The organism is Pseudomonas sp. R4-15, assembly GCF_055768815.1.
The window spans coordinates 3,408,197-3,423,349 of the sequence record NZ_CM147293.1 but is presented as its reverse complement, the minus strand read 5'-3'; the positions used below and the strand labels follow the sequence as shown (position 1 = coordinate 3,423,349).

Sequence of the window (15,153 nt, the reverse complement as noted above, 5' to 3'; positions counted from 1 at the left end):
GGTGGTGACCATGCGTAAGTGGTTCACCGCCCAAGAGCTGGCCGGTCTTCCGGGGCTTGTAGGTACTGAGCGGGGCATTCGCAAAATCGCGGAGCGTGATGGCTGGGAAGGCCAGCGCCGCCTTGGCTCCAAAGCCGTCGAGTACTCCTTCGCCGTCCTCCCCGCTGAAACCCAGGCCGCCCTGGTCGCTCGCCTGGTGCAGGCCGAGCAGCCTGTCGAGGCGCCGAAGCCGACCGCACCTCACACGCTTATTTCGCCGCAGCGTGACGGCGTTTCCGCATCACGCTTGAACGATGACCAGCGCGACGTGATGAGCGCCCGCGTGTCGATCATTCGCGAGATCGAGCGGATGAGCCAGATCGTCAGCCAGCAGCGCGCCATCCTGACGCTGGTCGGCCTTGCACGCGACGGGAAGCTGAGCCCGTACCTGGCCGAGCGCGTCGAGCGCGCCAACGACCGCAAGAACGCCGACCGCACCTTGAGCGAGCGCACCCTTAAACGGTGGCTGGCCGACTTCCGCAAGCACGGCGAAGTCGCCCTGGCGCCGGCCCGGCGCAAGCCGGACATGAGCGTGCCCGCCTGGGCCCCGGTCTTCCTCACGCACTACCAGCGGCCGCAGAAGCCCAGCATCGAGGCCGCCTATGCCGCGTTCCTGGTCGAGTATCCCGGCGCGCCGAGCATCCACGCCGTGCGGCGTTGGCTGGCAAAGCTCAGCCCCGAGGCCCGCGAGCGTGGCCGGCGCAGCCCGCAAGAGCTGAAAGCGCTGCAGGCGTTCAACCGCCTGGACAGCAGCCACCTGCTGCCGAATGACGTGTGGGTGGCGGACGGCCACAAGTTCGATGCCGAGGTTATCGACCCGCGCACTGGCAAGGCCTTCCGCCCGGAAGTTACGACCTGCCTGGATTGGCGTACACGTCGCATCGTTGGGTATGCCATCAACCTGGCGGAGTCGGCCTTGGCCACCCTGGACATGCTGACCAGCGGCATCAGCCGTTGCGGGATGTTCCGCGAGTTCTACGTGGACAACGGCTCAGGCTTCGACAATGCCCGAGTGCGCGAAGTAATCGACCGGCTGGGCGGCAGGATGACCAACGCGCTGCCCTACAACTCGCAGGCGCGCGGGGTGATCGAGCGTTCGCACCGGACGATTCTGGTACGCCTGGCCAAAGAGTTCGACAGCTACATTGGCGCGGACATGGACAAGCACGTCAGCACCCGCGTGCATCGCATCAGCCGCAAGGAACTCAAGGCCGGCCAGCAGCCGAAGAACATTCCGACGCTGTTCGAGTTCTGGCGGCGCCTGGCGGCTGCCCTGGATGCCTACAACGATCAGCCTCACCGCGGCCTGCCGAAAGCCCGCGATCCAGAGACTGGGCGTATGCGCCACCAGACGCCGAACGAAGCCTGGACGTATGCGTTAAGCGAGGGCTTCGAGCCGATGACGGCCTCGTTCGACCTGGTTTCCGCACTGACCCGGCCGCAAGAGGTGCGTTACACGCAGCGCGGCGAGGTTCGCATCAATGGCGGCGTGTACTTCCTGCAGGAGCTGGTGGCCCTGCACGACGAGCAGGTGCGTGTGGCCTGGAGCTACCGGGATGCCCAGAGCGTGGGTGTCTTCACGCTGGACGGTGAGCACATCGGCGAAGCCAAGCTGGGCGGCAATAAGCGCCAGGTCTTCAAGACCAAGGTGGAGAAAGACGACGACGCGCGCATCAAGGGGCAACTGGCGCGGCTGGGCACCAAGGGCGAAACCATCACCGGCAAGAAGGTGGAAATCCGCCTGGTCGATGCACCGCACCCAGGGGACTACGACCTGCAGCAGCGCCTGATCGAGGCTGAGGATTACGTCGCCCGCCTTGAGCAGCAGGCGCCCACCTTCACCGTGCCCGACAACGATATGACCCGCTACGAATTCTGGCAGGAGCTTGAGGCGCGCAAGCAGCGTGGCGAGGCCCTGGGAGACGAAGAGGCGGCGTGGCACGCCACCTATCCCAACCACCCTAGCTTCCAATCCATTCAGCGTATGTACGACAACTTTGCGGCCGCTGAGGCCCGCGCGTGACCTGGGGAGTACCACCTATGAGCGTTTCCAACATCATCCCGCTGACGAACGTCGGCTTGCTGTCCAGCGCGGTGGATCGCGCCATGCGGCGCCCGCTGGACTTGCCTGGCCTGGTCGTCATGTACGGCCCCAGCGGCTTCGGCAAGAGCGTGGCAGCGGCGTGCATGGCAAACCAGCATCGCGGCTATTACATCGAGTGCCGCGACACCTGGACCAAGAAAGCTTTCCTTCTCGCCATCCTGCGCGAGATGGCCATCACGCCGGCCCGCACGCTGTCGGAGATGGTCGACCAGGTCGCCGAACAGCTCAGCCGCAGTGGGCGCCCGCTGATCGTCGATGACGTGCAGTACCTGCTGGAGAAAGCGGCGGCCAACGTGCTGACCGATATCTATAACGCCAGCCAGGGAACGCTGGTGCTCATCGGCGAGGAAGGCGTCTCCACCAGCATGATGCGACTGGAGCGGCTGCATAACCGAGTGCTCGACTGGGTGCCCGCACAAGAGGCCAGCCTGAGCGACGTGAAGCGTCTGGCGGTGACCAGTTACCCCAACCTGAAATTCGCCGATGACCTATTGGCCGACCTGCTGCGCACTGTAAAGGGGTGCCTGCGGCGCGTGGCGGTGAACCTGCACAAGGTCAACAGCGAATGCACGGCCAAGGGCATGACTGAGATCGATCTGCCGAACTGGAAGAGCGGCTGGACCACAGGCGAACCACCTCGGAGGGGCAAGTAATGACTTCCGGTCGCAAGCCTGCGCACCTTGAGCGCATCGGCGGTAAGCCCCCGCGCCAGCGTGTATGGGAAGCCCTCCGAGCCCGTCGTGAGGGCGCCACGATCTACGCGCTGGCCCGTGCGTCGAACGTCGAAGATGAGACGGTGCATAACTACCTGCGTGCGCTGATAGCCGGAGGCTACGTCGAGCGCAAAGGCCCCAGCGCCAGCAAGGCGGTTTATCCGTTGCTGCGAGACGTGGGGGCAGACGCCCCGCGCCTCAAGCGTGACGGCTCCCCGTGCCGCCGAGGCATGGCGGCAGAGGCCCTATGGCGCACGCTGCGCATCGTGGGCGAAGTGGATGTGCGCGGTTTGGCACAGATGGCAAGCACCGCAGACCTGGTGGTGACCTGGCGCGCGGCGGCGAGCTACCTGGACTGGCTGCGCCAGGCCGGGTACGTGGTCAAGGTTCGCCAGGGAAAGCCAGGCGTCAAGGGAGATTACGCGCGCTATCGGCTGGCGCCTGGCGCCAATACCGGGCCGTTGCCACCCATCATCCAGCAGCTCGGCCAGGTGTTCGATCCGAACCTTAGTGCTGTCGTGTATCGCCAGCCTGAGCCGGAGGTCGATCTATGAACGCCCGTGTCGATTTGACCGCCTGGGGCGAGCAGCCGCCGCTGTTCGTCACGCTGCTGGCCCGCGAGGTCGAGCAGTCCAACCGCACCTTAGCCGGGGCCCGCATCGGCATGAGCCGGACGGCGGTAACCCTGGTGCTGCAGAACCGCTACCCATCGCCCAGCACTGGCGGCATCGAGCGCCGCGTTATGGACGCCCTGGGCCGCATCGAGTGCGCAGCCACCGACGAGGTGATCACGGTCGAGCAGTGCCAAACCTACCGCGCACGCCCCGCGCCTACCCACAACCCGATGGCGATGCAGCACTGGCGTGCCTGCCAACACTGCCCGGCCAACCCCGACTGCGCCCAGCGCAAGGAGAACAGCAATGCACGGCTCCACTGAACGCCCCTTGAAAGTGCTGACCCCTGCGCTGGCGTGCAGCCTGCGCGACTTCAACGACGCCGCGCGGGCACTCCAATCCATGGGCGTGCGCATCCAGCAGTTCTACCCGCTGACCAACACGCTGGAAATCCTGCCCGGCGACGGTCGTCGCCTGTGCGACCAGGACGTGCTGCTGGGCTTCCGCCGGACTGCGACTGCTGGCAGCACCCATTACAAGGCCGAGTTTCGCGGCGTGACGCTGAGCTGGCGCGAGCCGATCAGCTACGCCCGGCCCGCCGAATACGCAACTGCCCACTGACTCACCGGAGCACCGAAATGCAACAAGCAACCCAACATGCGCCGGAGATTCCGGCGGGCTTCTGGGCAGACGCTCAGGGGCGCCTGATCCACGAAAGCATGATCAAACCCATCGACCGCGAACGCGACCAACTCGTCCGCGCCCTGGTGGACCGCGCCAGTGAACTGTCGAGCGAGCTGCGTGAGTTTCGCGAAAGTGCGTTCGGCGATATCCGGGCGTTTATCGAAATGTCCTTCGAGGAATACGGCGCGCGGATCGGCGGCAAGAAAGGCAACGTCTCGCTGCTGTCTTTTGACGGGCGCTACAAGATCCAGATGGCCGTCCAGGAAAGCATCGTCCTGGACGAGCGTCTGCAGGCCGCCCGTGCGCTGATCGACGAATGCCTGCGCGACTGGACCGAGGGCGCGCGCCCCGAAGTGGTCACGCTGGTCAACGACGCCTTCCGCACCGATACCCAGGGCGAGATCCGCACCGCTCGCGTGCTCGCCCTGCGCCGCCTGGAGATCGTCGACGAACGTTGGCAGCGGGCGATGAAGGCACTGGGGGAGGCCTGTCAGGTCGTCGGCAGCAAGAACTACCTGCGGATCTATGAGCGCGTCGGCGACAGCGACCGCTTCGAGCCCATCGGCCTTGATATCGCGGGGGTGTGAGATGGCCATAACCGAAGAACGCAAACCGTACCTGCGAGGCGATTTCTCCGAGGATGGAATGGACCTGCCAGAAGGCAAGACCTGTTCTGACTGCGTGCATTGCCGCCGCTGCACTCTGATTTACGGGCATATCCCGGCTGATGAGGTCTGCGACTGGTACCCGTCTCGATTTACTGAGTCACGCCAGAGCGCAGTGAAGGAGGAAGGCTGACATGCCGCCTCGCACCGTATCCGCGCTACCCACGCGCTCGGCCGAGTTGGAGGCGCAGAGCCAGCGCATCGCCGCCGCAACCGAAGCCTTCCTGGCTCGCGGTGGAGAGGTCCAGCAGATCGGCGCTCAGATGCTCGACCGACCCGAGTCGTTCGTCATCGACCCGCGACGCACGCCGGTCTATTCGCACCTGTACACGGCGCCGGCCGAGCCGGAGAAGCCGGCCCCAGTCGAGCCCGAAGCCGTTGTGTTGGCCACCGTCGAGGCCCCGGCCAAGCCGGTGCGACCCCGCAAGCCTGCGCCGTGCGCCGACCAACTCGCGGCACGACTGATGGTCCAGGCCGCGCTCGGCGCTTCGCCCGCCGTTGCGGCCCGAGCGGTTGGCGTGAGCGAGAAGCAGGCCCGACAGATTGCTCGCGACTACCACATCACATTCACCCGCCAGCGCTAGGAGTGCCCATGTCCGAATACACGATCACCATCCGCGACGATGACGGCACGGTCTCCGTCGCCCTGGGCGGCGATACGCCGTCCCCAAGCACCGCCGGCTTCGTCGCGCAGGCGTTGATGCGCCTGGTGCCCGACGTAGTCCCCGCTGCCGCTCGCGCGGCGGCAAAGGCCGGCAACTGCCCGTGCCCCAAGTGCCGGGCGGCAGCCAATCAATCCAAACCCACCCTGCACTGAGCAAGGAGCAACACCCGTGACCATCACCAAGCAATCGCTGATCGACACCATCACCAACGACCTCGGCGTGTGCGGCACGCCTATCAGCAAAACCCAGGTCGAGGCCGTATTGAGCGAGTTCGCCGCCGTGGCACTCCGGGGCCTCAAGAGCGGCGAGGACGTGCCGCTGCCGGGCATCGGCAAGCTCAAGGCGAGCAGTCGTGCCGCCCGCACTGGCCGCAACCCTGCCACGGGCGCCGCCATCGAGATCCCGGCCAAGCGCACCGTGAAGCTGCAGGTGGCCAAGGTCCTGGATGACGCCCTGAACCCCTAAGCGAAACCAGGCCCCGCCGGGGCCTGGTCTGCCCAGCGTGGTGGCTGGGTACTGATGAGCAGCCGAGGACGAAATGGACCACAGCAAAGCCCTGGAGAAGATAAAGAAATTGTTGCGCCTAGCGGCCAGCGATAACCCGCACGAGGCCGCCGCAGCGATGCGCCAGGCCCGAGCCTTGATGGAAAAACATCAGCTCGACGAGTCGGCCATTGAGCTGGCTGATATAGAAGAGCACAGCACCCGCAGCGGCTCAAAAATCACCCCGCCCCGATGGGAAGGCGCGTTGGCAATCACGTGTGCCAGGGCCTATTCCTGCCGCTCGTTGTTCACTGCCGGCGTCGGGGAATGGTGCTTCGTTGGTGAGCTGGCAGAAGTCGCCAGCTACACGATGACGGTGTTGCTGCGGCAGGTGCGGCAGGCACGCCGCGACTACATCGCGGACAAGCTGAAGCGTTGCAAAACCGCAACCAAGACCAAGCGTGCCGACATGTTCTGTGAAGCCTGGGTCGGCTCGGTATATCGCCAGGTCATGGACTTCGCCAATGCCGCCCCCTCTACCGCCGTCGAGGCATACATGCGGCATCACTACCCGGAACTGGAAAAGGCCGAGTTGCGTAACCGCAACGTGGGTACCGGACCGAGCGAGCGCAGCCACAACGACCGACGGGCTGGGCAGTCTGCTGCCGAGGGCGTGCGCCTGAATCATGGTGTCGGCGGGACCGAACCCCTCGCCCTGACCTGAGCGAAACCGCCCCATGGGCGGTCTGCCGGGCGTGGTGGTCCGGTACTGATGAGCAGCCACAGATGAGCAAGAAACCAAGAACAGACCGCATCCGCCAGCAGGACGCCAAGCGCCAGCAGGCCCTGCGTGCCCGCCGCGCTGCGCATGCCGCGCGCGTCGGCGCAGAGGTCATGGCGTGGACCACCTACCGGGGCACCCGTGAGGATCTGGCCGTCATGCAGGCGGTCGGCGGATTCGATGAGTGCGACGAAGTGCTGACCCTGGGGGTTCGCTACCTGGCGGGCCTCGCCCGGCGTGATCCGGCCGCCTTCATTGCCGCCATGGACCCGAGGAACCCCGTATGAGCAGCCTGGCCAAGATCCACATCGCCAAGGCCCAGTTGGGCCTGGATGACGAAACCTATCGCGCACTGCTGGGCCGCGTGGCGGGCGTGCGCTCTGCCAAAGAGCTGAGCCCCCGTCAGGTCGGCGCGGTGCTGAGAGAGTTCGAGCGCCTGGGCTGGAAACCGACTGCGGCCAAGCGCGCGGGTCGTGCCAAGCCGAAGGCGGCGGACGCACGCCAGGCACTGGTCGGCAAGATCGAGGCGCAACTGGCCGAGGCCGGGCGGCCGTGGGCCTATGCCGATGCGATGGCCGCTCGCATGTTCAAGATCGAGCGCGTCGAGTGGTGCGATACCGATCAACTGAGCCGCCTTGTTGCGGCCCTTGTTTACGACGCACGGCGTCACGGGAGGATCGAATGAACGAGCCTGATCTGTTCGGCGACGAGGTGCCAGCTGACGCCCTAGAGCACATGCTGTCCCCTGAAGTGCGTGCGAAGTGGCCGGCAGCGTTGACTGACCTGGTCGAGGTCATCGAGGCCGCGAACATCCGAGCGGGCGACGACCAGGACACGGCACGGCACCGGGCGTTCATCACCGTTCGGGCGATGGCTGCATACGCCGGAGGGCGTCAGCTCTACATGCCAAAAGGGGTAGTGCTGGAGCGCGCGCTGCGTGATCGGTCGATATGGGAACGCCATACCGGTGGCAACGTCGACGAACTGGCCGCAGAGCATGGTCTGACTGTTGTGAAGGTCTATTCGATCCTGGCCGAACAGCGCGCACTGCATCGCCGCCGACTGCAGCCGTCGCTGTTTTAGGCGGCTATTGCTTTACAGGTAGGCTCCCCCCGCGTTGAATAGTCGCCTCGTCTGAAACCCGCCGCATTGGCGGGCCTTACAGTAAAAGGCTTTAGTCCCTACTCCCTTTTACCTCCCCTTACTGTCAGTGCTCCCTTACCGCCGGAGCCTGCCATGTCCTCCCGCCGTTGTGTTTCCCCCCGTGACTACGCGGCCGCGATCCTCGCCGAGCCTTCGCGCGAGCGCCGCAAGTACCTGCTGGAAGTCTGCCCGGAGCACATGCGAGCGCTGGTTGAAGAGCATGTGCGCACCGCCTTCGAGCGGGTAGCCGCGTATCGGCGCCATACCCGTGAGCGCATCGAGCAGGCAAAGCGGAAACCGCCGGCCGCTCCCCGTCGCTCGGCTTGCCCGAAGCCTCCCCGCCATAAGAAGAGCGCTCCCGACGTTGGTAATGGCTACCTGAAGCGTCTGCGCGAGGCCATCGTGGGAGCCGTGAATGGGCGTTAAGACGCGCGCACTGGCTGGGGCGTTGGCCCTGGCGGTGCCCATGGTCGGTCTCTACGAGGGGCGCAGCCTGTTTGCGTACCTGGACCCTGTCGGCATCCCGACTATCTGTTACGGCTCCACTGCCGGCGTTCACCTCGGGCAGACGAAGACCGACGCCGAGTGCCAGGCGCTGTTGGCCGGTGAGCTGGGCGCGGCCATTGAAACCGTTGACTCACTGGCTATTGAGCCCCAGCCCGACACGCGCCGCGCTGCCTTGGGGTCATTCGTCTACAACGTCGGCGCTGGCCAGTTCGCTACCTCGACGCTGCTGCGCAAGCTCAACGCAGGCGATGTGCGTGGAGCCTGCGCGGAGCTGAGCCGCTGGGTCTATGCCGGAGGCCGCAAGCTGGCGGGTCTGGTGAAGCGGCGGGCCGCAGAGCGCGAACTATGCGAGGTTGGCCTGTGACCTGGCTTTCAACCCTGCGCAAGCTCATTCCCGCAGCCGCGCTGATCCTGGTTCTGGTGGGCTGGTATCAGCTCATCGAGCACTGGAAATCCGACGCCTACGCGCAGGGCTACGAAGCGGCCCAGTCCAAAGGCGACACGGCACTGGAGAAGCTCAAGGGCGAGCACCTGGCGTTGGAGCTGCAGCGCGCTCGCGCCGCCGAGGCGAGTGCCAAAGCCGCCGCTAAAAAACTGCAAGACGAGCAAGCGCGCAACGACCAGTTGGCGGCCGACCTGGCCGAGCAACAACGCCTCTACCGCAAAACCACCGACCGACTCACCGGGGAGATTGCCCGTGTCAACGACCTGTACCGCGCGGCGCTCGATGCGCAGCCGCAACCTTTGCCTGCTTGCGGCTTTACTGCTGGCTTTGTCCGCGTGTGGAACGAAGCCACCGGAGCCAGCAGCGCCGCAGTGCCTGCCCCCAGCGATCCCGGCGGAGCTGCTGCGCAAGGCGCCGAAACCCGAGCCGCTGACCAGCTCATCGCCCCAGGCATCGGTCGCGCTGAAGTCCTGGCCCATCACGTCCGCTACGCCGAGCAGTGCAAGGGCACTGCCGCGCAGCTGGATGCTCTGATCGACGCCGTGCAAGGAGGCCACTGATGCCGCCGGATCTCGTCGAGATGATCGGATGGGCGATCTCGTTGCTGGGGATCTTCACCACGGTCGTGTTTGGGTTGGTCAAGTTGGCGCTGGCCCAGTTCGAGAAGCGCCAGACCGAGCGATTCAATGCCCAGGAGCGCGCCCGAGAGGCGGCCGCGCTGCGCTGGGAGGCGGCGTTCTCGAAGGTCCTGGAGCGCCAGGAGAAAGACGCCCATGCGCTGCAACAGCTAGAGCGCAACTTCATGAAGTTTCAGGCCGAACTGCCCGTCAATTACGTGCGCCGCGAAGACTGGGTGCGGGGGCAGTCGGTGATCGAAGCCAAGCTCGATGGCCTGGCGCTGAAATTCGAGAACATCATGCTCAAAGGAACCCCACGCAATGAACATTGACCCCGCAAAAGCCAGGCGCGAGACCCTGCGCTGGTTCATCTTGCTCACCCTCAACACCAGCCGGCCCGTGGACCCGCACGAAGCGGTCGTGCTGTCGACGATCCAGGGCGTGTTGCCCGACCTGACCCAGCTGGAACTGCGCCGCGAACTCGACTACCTGAAGGATCGCAGCCTGGTCACGCTGAAGAAGGAGCCCTCCGGCGTGTGGATCTGCGGGCTGACCCACTACGGCGTCGATATCGCGGAGTACACCGTGGACTGCCGACCGGGCATCGCGCGCCCCGAGAAGTACTGGGCGGGCAGCTGATATGCCGCCGCGCAGCAAGGTCAAGGGCCTGCCTGCTAAGGTCAAGACGTGGCTCGACCAGGCGCTGGCCGAGAACAACTTCAGCGACTACGAGGCGTTGTCGGGCGAGCTGGCCGCGCGTGGCTTTGCCATCAGCCGCAGCGCATTGCAGCGCTACGGCCAGAACTTCGAGGAACGTTTGTCCGCCCTGAAGATGGCCAGCGAGCAAGCCAAAGCCGTTGTGGCGGCCGCACCGGATGAGGCCGGGGCTCTCAACGAGGCCTTGCTGCGCCTGACGCAGGAGCGGCTGTTCATGATGCTGCAGCCCGCCGACGGGAAGCTGGATATCAGCAAGGTCGGTAAGACCGTGGCCGAGATCATCAAGGCATCGGTGACGCAGAAGAAGTACGCCGCCGAGGCCGAAGCGCGACGTGCGGCGCTGGAAGAAGCGGCGAACGTTGCCGAAGGTGCCATGGCCAGCCAGGGCATGAGCCAGGCAGCTATCGACACGATCAAGCGCGACATTCTGGGGATCGCCTGATGAAGCTTTTTGCGGTCCTCGGCGTCGGCGCCCTGTATTTCGCCTTTGGCTGGGTCGCAGCGCACGTCACGGTCGCCACGGAATGCCGCCGCCTGGGCGGCTTCTACGTCGGCAACACCGTGTTCCGGTGCCAGGCCATCGAGCAGAAGGAGCCCGGCGAATGACCGTGCCTGTGCCAACGTCGGTGCTGCTGCCCTATCAGCAGGAATGGATCGAAGACCCGGCCGAGCTGAAGATTGCCGAGAAAAGTCGCCGGACCGGGATCACCTGGGCCGAAGCGGCCGATGCGGTGCTCAGTGCCAGCGCGGCCAAGGCCGCCGGGGGTACGAATCACTTCTATGTCGGCTCCAACAAAGAGATGGCCATCGAGTTCATCGACGCCTGCGCCATGTGGGCGCGCGCGTTCGACCGAGCTGCTGGGGCCATCCAGGAAGAAGTCCTGGCCGATGAAGACAAGGACATTCTGACCTTCAACATCTACTTCGCCAGCGGCTTCAAGATTCAGGCGCTCAGCTCCAGGCCGTCGAACCTGCGCGGCCGTCAGGGCAATGTGACCATCGACGAAGCGGCCTTCCATGAACAGCTCGCCGAAGTACTCAAGGCCGCCCTGGCGCTGACGATGTGGGGCGCCAAGGTGCGTCTGATCTCGACCCACAACGGCGCCGAGAACCTGTTCAACGAGCTGATCCAGGACAGCCGGGCCGGGAAAAAGCGCTACAGCGTTCACCGGATCACCCTGGACGATGCCTGCGAGCAGGGCCTGTACAAGCGCATCTGCCAGGTGCGCGGCAAGCCCTGGAGCCAGGAAGCGGAAGACCAGTGGAAGGCCAACCTGCTGGCCGACACCGCGACCCGTGAAGACGCCCTGGAGGAATACTATTGCGTGCCGAAGTCCGGCGGCGGTGCCTACCTGTCGCGGGCATTGATCGAGGCGCGCATGACCGATGCGCCGGTGATCCGCTTCGAAGGCTCGGCCGCGTTCAACGCGATGCCGGAGCACCTGCGGGCGGCAGAGATGCGCGACTGGTGCGAGGTGCATCTACTCCCGCACCTGGTGCAACTCAGTCCCAACGACCAGCACTGCTTTGGCGAGGACTTCGGTCGTACGGGTGACTTGACCGTCATTGCGCCGATGGTGATTACGCAGTTGCTCAAACGCCCGGTGCCCTTCCTGGTCGAGCTGCGCAACGTGCCGTTCAAGCAGCAAGAGCAGGTCCTGTTCTACATCGCCGACCGCTTGCCACGCCTGCAGGGCGGCGCCCTGGACGCCCGAGGCAATGGTCAATACCTGGCCGAGCAGGCGGTGGAGCGTTACGGCTCCGGGTTGATTCAGGCGGTAATGATCTCCCAGGCCTGGTACTTGGAGGCCATGCCCAAGTTCAAGGCGGGCCTCGAGGACGATGTGGTGAGCATCCCGCGTGACCGGGACGTGGGCGACGACCTGCGCGCCATCGAGGTCATCAAGGGCATTCCGCGTGTGCCCGAGGGGCGCACCGGCAACAACAAGGACCGCCATGGCGACGCGGCGATTGCCCTGGTCATGGCCTATTACGCCTCCCTACTGGAGGTGACCCAGATCGAGTTCACGGCGGTTCCGGCTCCCGGCCGGGCCGTTGATGACGATGACGACGATAACGACGGCTTCGGGAGTGGCTGCTGGTGATCCCTACCTTTATCAAGCGCCTGTTTGGTGGCGACCTGGCCGCCCTGGGCGAAAAGCAGACCGATGACCAGGCGCGGATCGGGCAGCTCAAGCGCGAGTTTGCCGAGCACCCGACCAAGGGGCTGACGCCGGGGCGGCTGTATCAGATCCTGGAGAGCGCCGAACAGGGCGACCTGCAGGCGCAGTCGGACCTGTTCGAGGACATGGAAGAGAAGGACCCGCAGATCGGTGCGGACCTGCTCAAGCGCCGCCAGTTGGCCGCCGAACTGGAATGGCAGATCGTTCCGCCGGACAACGCCAGTGCGCAGGAGCGCCGCGCAACGGACCACGCCAACGAAGTGTTTTCCGCCATGGAAGTGGAAGACCTGGTGCTCGACCTCGGTGCCGGCCTGGGGCATGGCTGGGCCAATCTGGAGCTGCCGTGGCAGCGAGACGGTGCCCTGCGTTACATCGAGCAGCCGCTGCTGCGCCCGCACAGTTGGTTCCGCCTGCACCCTGACGATCAGAACCTCATCACCCTGCGCGACATGAGTGCCAACGGTGCCGAGTTGTGGCCGCTGGGGTGGGTGCAGCACCGGCACCGTGCCCGTCCTGGCTACGTGGCCCGTTCGGGCCTGCACCGCATGCTGGCCTGGCCGTACCTGTTCCAGAACTACGCCCTGGGCGATCTGGCGCAGTTGCTGGAGATCTACGGTATGCCCGCACGACTGGGCAAATACCCGAAGAACGCCACCGCCAAGGAAAAGGCGACGCTGTTGCGCGCTGTCGTGGCCATGGGCAAGGACGCCGCCGGGATCATCCCCGAGGGGATGAGCCTGGAATACCTGGAGGCCGCGACAGGTTCCGCAGATATCTACCTGGCGATGATGAATTGGTGCGAGCGCAGCAAGAGCCGCGTCATCCTGGGCGGCACGCTGACCAGTGGAACCGGCGACGGGAGCAACACCAACGCCCTGGGCAACGTGCATGAGCGCGGTCAGGCGAGCCTGATCCGCTCGGACGTGCGCCAGTACTGCAGTAGCATCCGCCGCTCGATCCTATGGCCGATGGCGGCGATGAACTTCGGCATCGAGGACGCCAATCGGGCGCCGCGCTTCGCCCTGGACCTGGGCGAGACCGAGGACTATCAAACCCTGGCCAGCGTGTTGCCCGTCTATGTCGACATGGGAGTTGAGATCCCGATGTGGTGGCTCCACGAGAAAACCGGCATTCCCAAGGCGGCCGCCGGCGAGGCCGTATTGCGGCCGATTCCACAGCAGTCGATGCCTGCGATGCTCAAGCAGCAGCCAGAGCCAGGGAGCCACCTGGCCGTGTTGCGCGCGGGGCAGCGACCGGCTACCCCGGCCGATGCCATCGCCGCCCGCATGGCTCGCGAAGGCGACCCGAAGGTGGCCGCGTGGCTGGAGCGCATCGAAGCCATGCTGGGCGCGGCCAAGAGCCTGGAAGAGTTCCGCGAGATGCTGATGGCGGCGCAGGCCGACCTGGACGACGACGAGCTGGCCGCGCTGATCGGTGATGGACTGTCCGTCGCCGAGCTGGCCGGGCGCAGCGACCTGGAAGACGCTTCGGAATCTCGCGATGCCTGACGCCCAGCCCACCCTGCGCGCCGTGCTGGGGCGCCCCTTCGCGCAACAGGTGGCGTTCTACCGCAACAAGTTGGGCAACCTGGTGCCCACGGCGCGCTGGGACGATATCAAGCGTGATGCCCACGACACCGGGTTCATGGTGGCCGGCGCGGCGAAGGCCGATCTGCTGGCTGATCTGGCGATGGCAGTCGACCGTTTCCAGACCGAAGGGCGCGGCCTGGGCGAGTTTCGCAAGGACTTTCGCGACATCGTCCAGCGCAACGGCTGGCACGGCTGGACGGGCGAAAGCACCGCCGCCGGCCAGCGCTGGCGCACCCGTGTCATCTACCAGACCAACGCCGTGACCAGCTATTCGGCGGGACGTTTGGCACAGCTGCAGGAAGGCAACTTCGACCTGTGGGTCTACCGCCACAACGATTCGGTACGCAATCCTCGCCCCGAGCACCAGCGCCTGGACGGGCTGACGCTGCCCCCCAGTCACCCGCTATGGCGGCGCTACTACCCGCCGAACGGCTGGGGTTGCCAGTGCTACGTGGTCGGCGCGCGCTCGGCGGCCGGGGCGCGGCGCCTGGGTGGAAATCCCGAGCAGACCCCGCCGGACGGCTGGGACGCCGAGCAAGCCCCCGGCATCGATGAGGGGTGGGACTACCAGCCCGGCGCCCGTGTGGCGCAAACCGTGACGCAGATGGCGGAGAAGTCCAGGGCCTGGCCGTACGAGATCGCCAAGGCCTACATGGAGGGCGTGCCCACGCGGCAACGGGACCAGCTGGCACGCAGCTACCGCGCGTTGCCCAGCGTGGCCGACGATGCCCGGCGCTATGCCCAGCGCGTGCTGCGCGGTGAGGCGCCCGAGCAGCTGCCGGTCTATCGCACGTTGGGGCTGCTGCTGGCTGACGACGTGGGCCAGGTGCGGGCGTTGAAGGATCTGCAGGTCGACGGCTATGACTACGCCCTGGACGCCTCGGCAGTGCGCCATGTGCAGCGAAAGCATGGCGACAACGGCGAGTACTCCCGTGGGCAACGGCCGGTGACGGCTGCTGACTACAGCGTGCTGCCGCGCCTGCTGAACGAAGGCGGGCCACTGCTGGATGCGGGGAACTCGGAGTCAACGAACACGCCGCTGGTGCGTCGAGAGCTGACGCTGGGCAATGAGACCTATGTGGCGGTGTTCGAGGTGCGGCGCAAGCGCCGAATGCTGGTGCTGCAAACGTTCTATGTACGTGTGCGGCAATGAGGATGCGACCCCACCCCCGGCCTAACGCCCTAGACGTTTCATGGTATGAGC

Annotated in this window: 23 protein-coding genes and 2 other RNA genes; all 25 read left to right on the top strand. The window is 65.7% G+C overall.

Annotated features, from left to right (window positions below; genetic code table 11):
- The first annotated feature begins 10 nt into the window (after positions 1–10).
- The 25 genes from ACYRGX_RS16355 to ACYRGX_RS16235 all read left to right on the top strand — a co-directional run bounded on the left by ACYRGX_RS16355 (position 11) and on the right by ACYRGX_RS16235 (position 15,102).
- The gene (locus tag ACYRGX_RS16355) at positions 11–2,062 is read left to right on the top strand and encodes a DNA-binding protein (protein WP_473053514.1); all 2,052 of its coding nucleotides are present in this window, start codon (positions 11–13) and stop codon (positions 2,060–2,062) included.
- Between the two features lie 17 nt (positions 2,063–2,079).
- The gene (locus ACYRGX_RS16350) at positions 2,080–2,796 is read left to right on the top strand and encodes an AAA family ATPase (protein WP_473053513.1); all 717 of its coding nucleotides are present in this window, start codon (positions 2,080–2,082) and stop codon (positions 2,794–2,796) included.
- Positions 2,796–3,410, top strand: coding sequence for a helix-turn-helix domain-containing protein (locus ACYRGX_RS16345; RefSeq protein WP_473053512.1), 615 nt, complete (start codon positions 2,796–2,798; stop codon positions 3,408–3,410). The genes ACYRGX_RS16350 and ACYRGX_RS16345 overlap by 1 nt, the downstream gene beginning before the upstream one ends.
- Entirely contained in the window at positions 3,407–3,793 is a 387-nt protein-coding gene (locus ACYRGX_RS16340) for a hypothetical protein (RefSeq protein ID WP_473053511.1), read from the top strand. Before ACYRGX_RS16345 ends, ACYRGX_RS16340 begins: the two co-directional genes overlap by 4 nt.
- On the top strand, positions 3,777–4,091 hold the full coding sequence (locus ACYRGX_RS16335) for a hypothetical protein (protein ID WP_473053510.1): 315 nt from the start codon (positions 3,777–3,779) through the stop codon (positions 4,089–4,091). Before ACYRGX_RS16340 ends, ACYRGX_RS16335 begins: the two co-directional genes overlap by 17 nt.
- A 17-nt stretch (positions 4,092–4,108) precedes the next feature.
- Entirely contained in the window at positions 4,109–4,741 is a 633-nt protein-coding gene (locus ACYRGX_RS16330) for a DUF3164 family protein (protein ID WP_473053509.1), read from the top strand.
- A 212-nt stretch (positions 4,742–4,953) separates the two neighbouring features.
- Positions 4,954–5,403 (top strand): hypothetical protein, encoded by a 450-nt coding sequence (locus tag ACYRGX_RS16325; protein ID WP_473053508.1) that lies wholly within the window; start codon positions 4,954–4,956, stop codon positions 5,401–5,403.
- Positions 5,404–5,411: 8 nt separating this feature from the next.
- A complete protein-coding gene (locus tag ACYRGX_RS16320) occupies positions 5,412–5,636 on the top strand; it encodes a hypothetical protein (protein ID WP_473053507.1) in 225 nt (74 codons plus the stop codon).
- A gap of 16 nt (positions 5,637–5,652) precedes the next feature.
- On the top strand, positions 5,653–5,949 hold the full coding sequence (locus ACYRGX_RS16315) for an HU family DNA-binding protein (protein WP_473053506.1): 297 nt from the start codon (positions 5,653–5,655) through the stop codon (positions 5,947–5,949).
- Positions 5,948–6,017, top strand: an RNA gene (locus ACYRGX_RS16310) — hammerhead ribozyme type II. The genes ACYRGX_RS16315 and ACYRGX_RS16310 overlap by 2 nt, the downstream gene beginning before the upstream one ends.
- 5 nt (positions 6,018–6,022) lie before the next feature.
- Positions 6,023–6,691 carry a DUF2786 domain-containing protein gene (locus ACYRGX_RS16305; protein WP_473053505.1) on the top strand — a complete coding sequence of 223 codons (669 nt, stop codon included), beginning with the start codon at positions 6,023–6,025 and terminating at the stop codon, positions 6,689–6,691.
- An RNA gene (locus ACYRGX_RS16300) (hammerhead ribozyme type II) lies at positions 6,690–6,753 on the top strand. Before ACYRGX_RS16305 ends, ACYRGX_RS16300 begins: the two co-directional genes overlap by 2 nt.
- The gene (locus ACYRGX_RS16295; protein WP_473053504.1) at positions 6,754–7,035 is read left to right on the top strand and encodes a hypothetical protein; all 282 of its coding nucleotides are present in this window, start codon (positions 6,754–6,756) and stop codon (positions 7,033–7,035) included.
- Complete coding sequence (locus tag ACYRGX_RS16290) at positions 7,032–7,433, top strand: gp16 family protein (protein WP_473053503.1); 402 nt, start codon at positions 7,032–7,034, stop codon at positions 7,431–7,433. Before ACYRGX_RS16295 ends, ACYRGX_RS16290 begins: the two co-directional genes overlap by 4 nt.
- On the top strand, positions 7,430–7,831 hold the full coding sequence (locus ACYRGX_RS16285) for a Mor transcription activator family protein (protein WP_473053502.1): 402 nt from the start codon (positions 7,430–7,432) through the stop codon (positions 7,829–7,831). Before ACYRGX_RS16290 ends, ACYRGX_RS16285 begins: the two co-directional genes overlap by 4 nt.
- A gap of 153 nt (positions 7,832–7,984) precedes the next feature.
- The gene (locus ACYRGX_RS16280; protein ID WP_473053501.1) at positions 7,985–8,317 is read left to right on the top strand and encodes a hypothetical protein; all 333 of its coding nucleotides are present in this window, start codon (positions 7,985–7,987) and stop codon (positions 8,315–8,317) included.
- Complete coding sequence (locus tag ACYRGX_RS16275; protein WP_473053500.1) at positions 8,307–8,762, top strand: lysozyme; 456 nt, start codon at positions 8,307–8,309, stop codon at positions 8,760–8,762. The genes ACYRGX_RS16280 and ACYRGX_RS16275 overlap by 11 nt, the downstream gene beginning before the upstream one ends.
- Positions 8,759–9,403: a DNA-packaging protein gene (locus tag ACYRGX_RS16270; protein ID WP_473053499.1), complete on the top strand. Its 645-nt coding sequence runs from the start codon at positions 8,759–8,761 to the stop codon at positions 9,401–9,403. The genes ACYRGX_RS16275 and ACYRGX_RS16270 overlap by 4 nt, the downstream gene beginning before the upstream one ends.
- Positions 9,403–9,792, top strand: a complete 390-nt coding sequence (locus tag ACYRGX_RS16265) for a hypothetical protein (protein WP_473053498.1) — start codon at positions 9,403–9,405, stop codon at positions 9,790–9,792. Before ACYRGX_RS16270 ends, ACYRGX_RS16265 begins: the two co-directional genes overlap by 1 nt.
- On the top strand, positions 9,782–10,099 hold the full coding sequence (locus ACYRGX_RS16260; RefSeq protein ID WP_473053497.1) for a hypothetical protein: 318 nt from the start codon (positions 9,782–9,784) through the stop codon (positions 10,097–10,099). Before ACYRGX_RS16265 ends, ACYRGX_RS16260 begins: the two co-directional genes overlap by 11 nt.
- Position 10,100: 1 nt before the next feature.
- On the top strand, positions 10,101–10,619 hold the full coding sequence (locus tag ACYRGX_RS16255) for a DUF3486 family protein (protein WP_473053496.1): 519 nt from the start codon (positions 10,101–10,103) through the stop codon (positions 10,617–10,619).
- Positions 10,619–10,783, top strand: a complete 165-nt coding sequence (locus ACYRGX_RS16250) for a hypothetical protein (protein ID WP_473053495.1) — start codon at positions 10,619–10,621, stop codon at positions 10,781–10,783. Before ACYRGX_RS16255 ends, ACYRGX_RS16250 begins: the two co-directional genes overlap by 1 nt.
- Positions 10,780–12,282 (top strand): terminase large subunit domain-containing protein, encoded by a 1,503-nt coding sequence (locus ACYRGX_RS16245; RefSeq protein ID WP_473053494.1) that lies wholly within the window; start codon positions 10,780–10,782, stop codon positions 12,280–12,282. Before ACYRGX_RS16250 ends, ACYRGX_RS16245 begins: the two co-directional genes overlap by 4 nt.
- Positions 12,279–13,868, top strand: a complete 1,590-nt coding sequence (locus ACYRGX_RS16240) for a DUF935 domain-containing protein (RefSeq protein ID WP_473053493.1) — start codon at positions 12,279–12,281, stop codon at positions 13,866–13,868. Before ACYRGX_RS16245 ends, ACYRGX_RS16240 begins: the two co-directional genes overlap by 4 nt.
- Entirely contained in the window at positions 13,861–15,102 is a 1,242-nt protein-coding gene (locus ACYRGX_RS16235; protein ID WP_473053492.1) for a phage minor head protein, read from the top strand. Before ACYRGX_RS16240 ends, ACYRGX_RS16235 begins: the two co-directional genes overlap by 8 nt.
- The last annotated feature ends 51 nt before the right edge of the window (positions 15,103–15,153 follow it).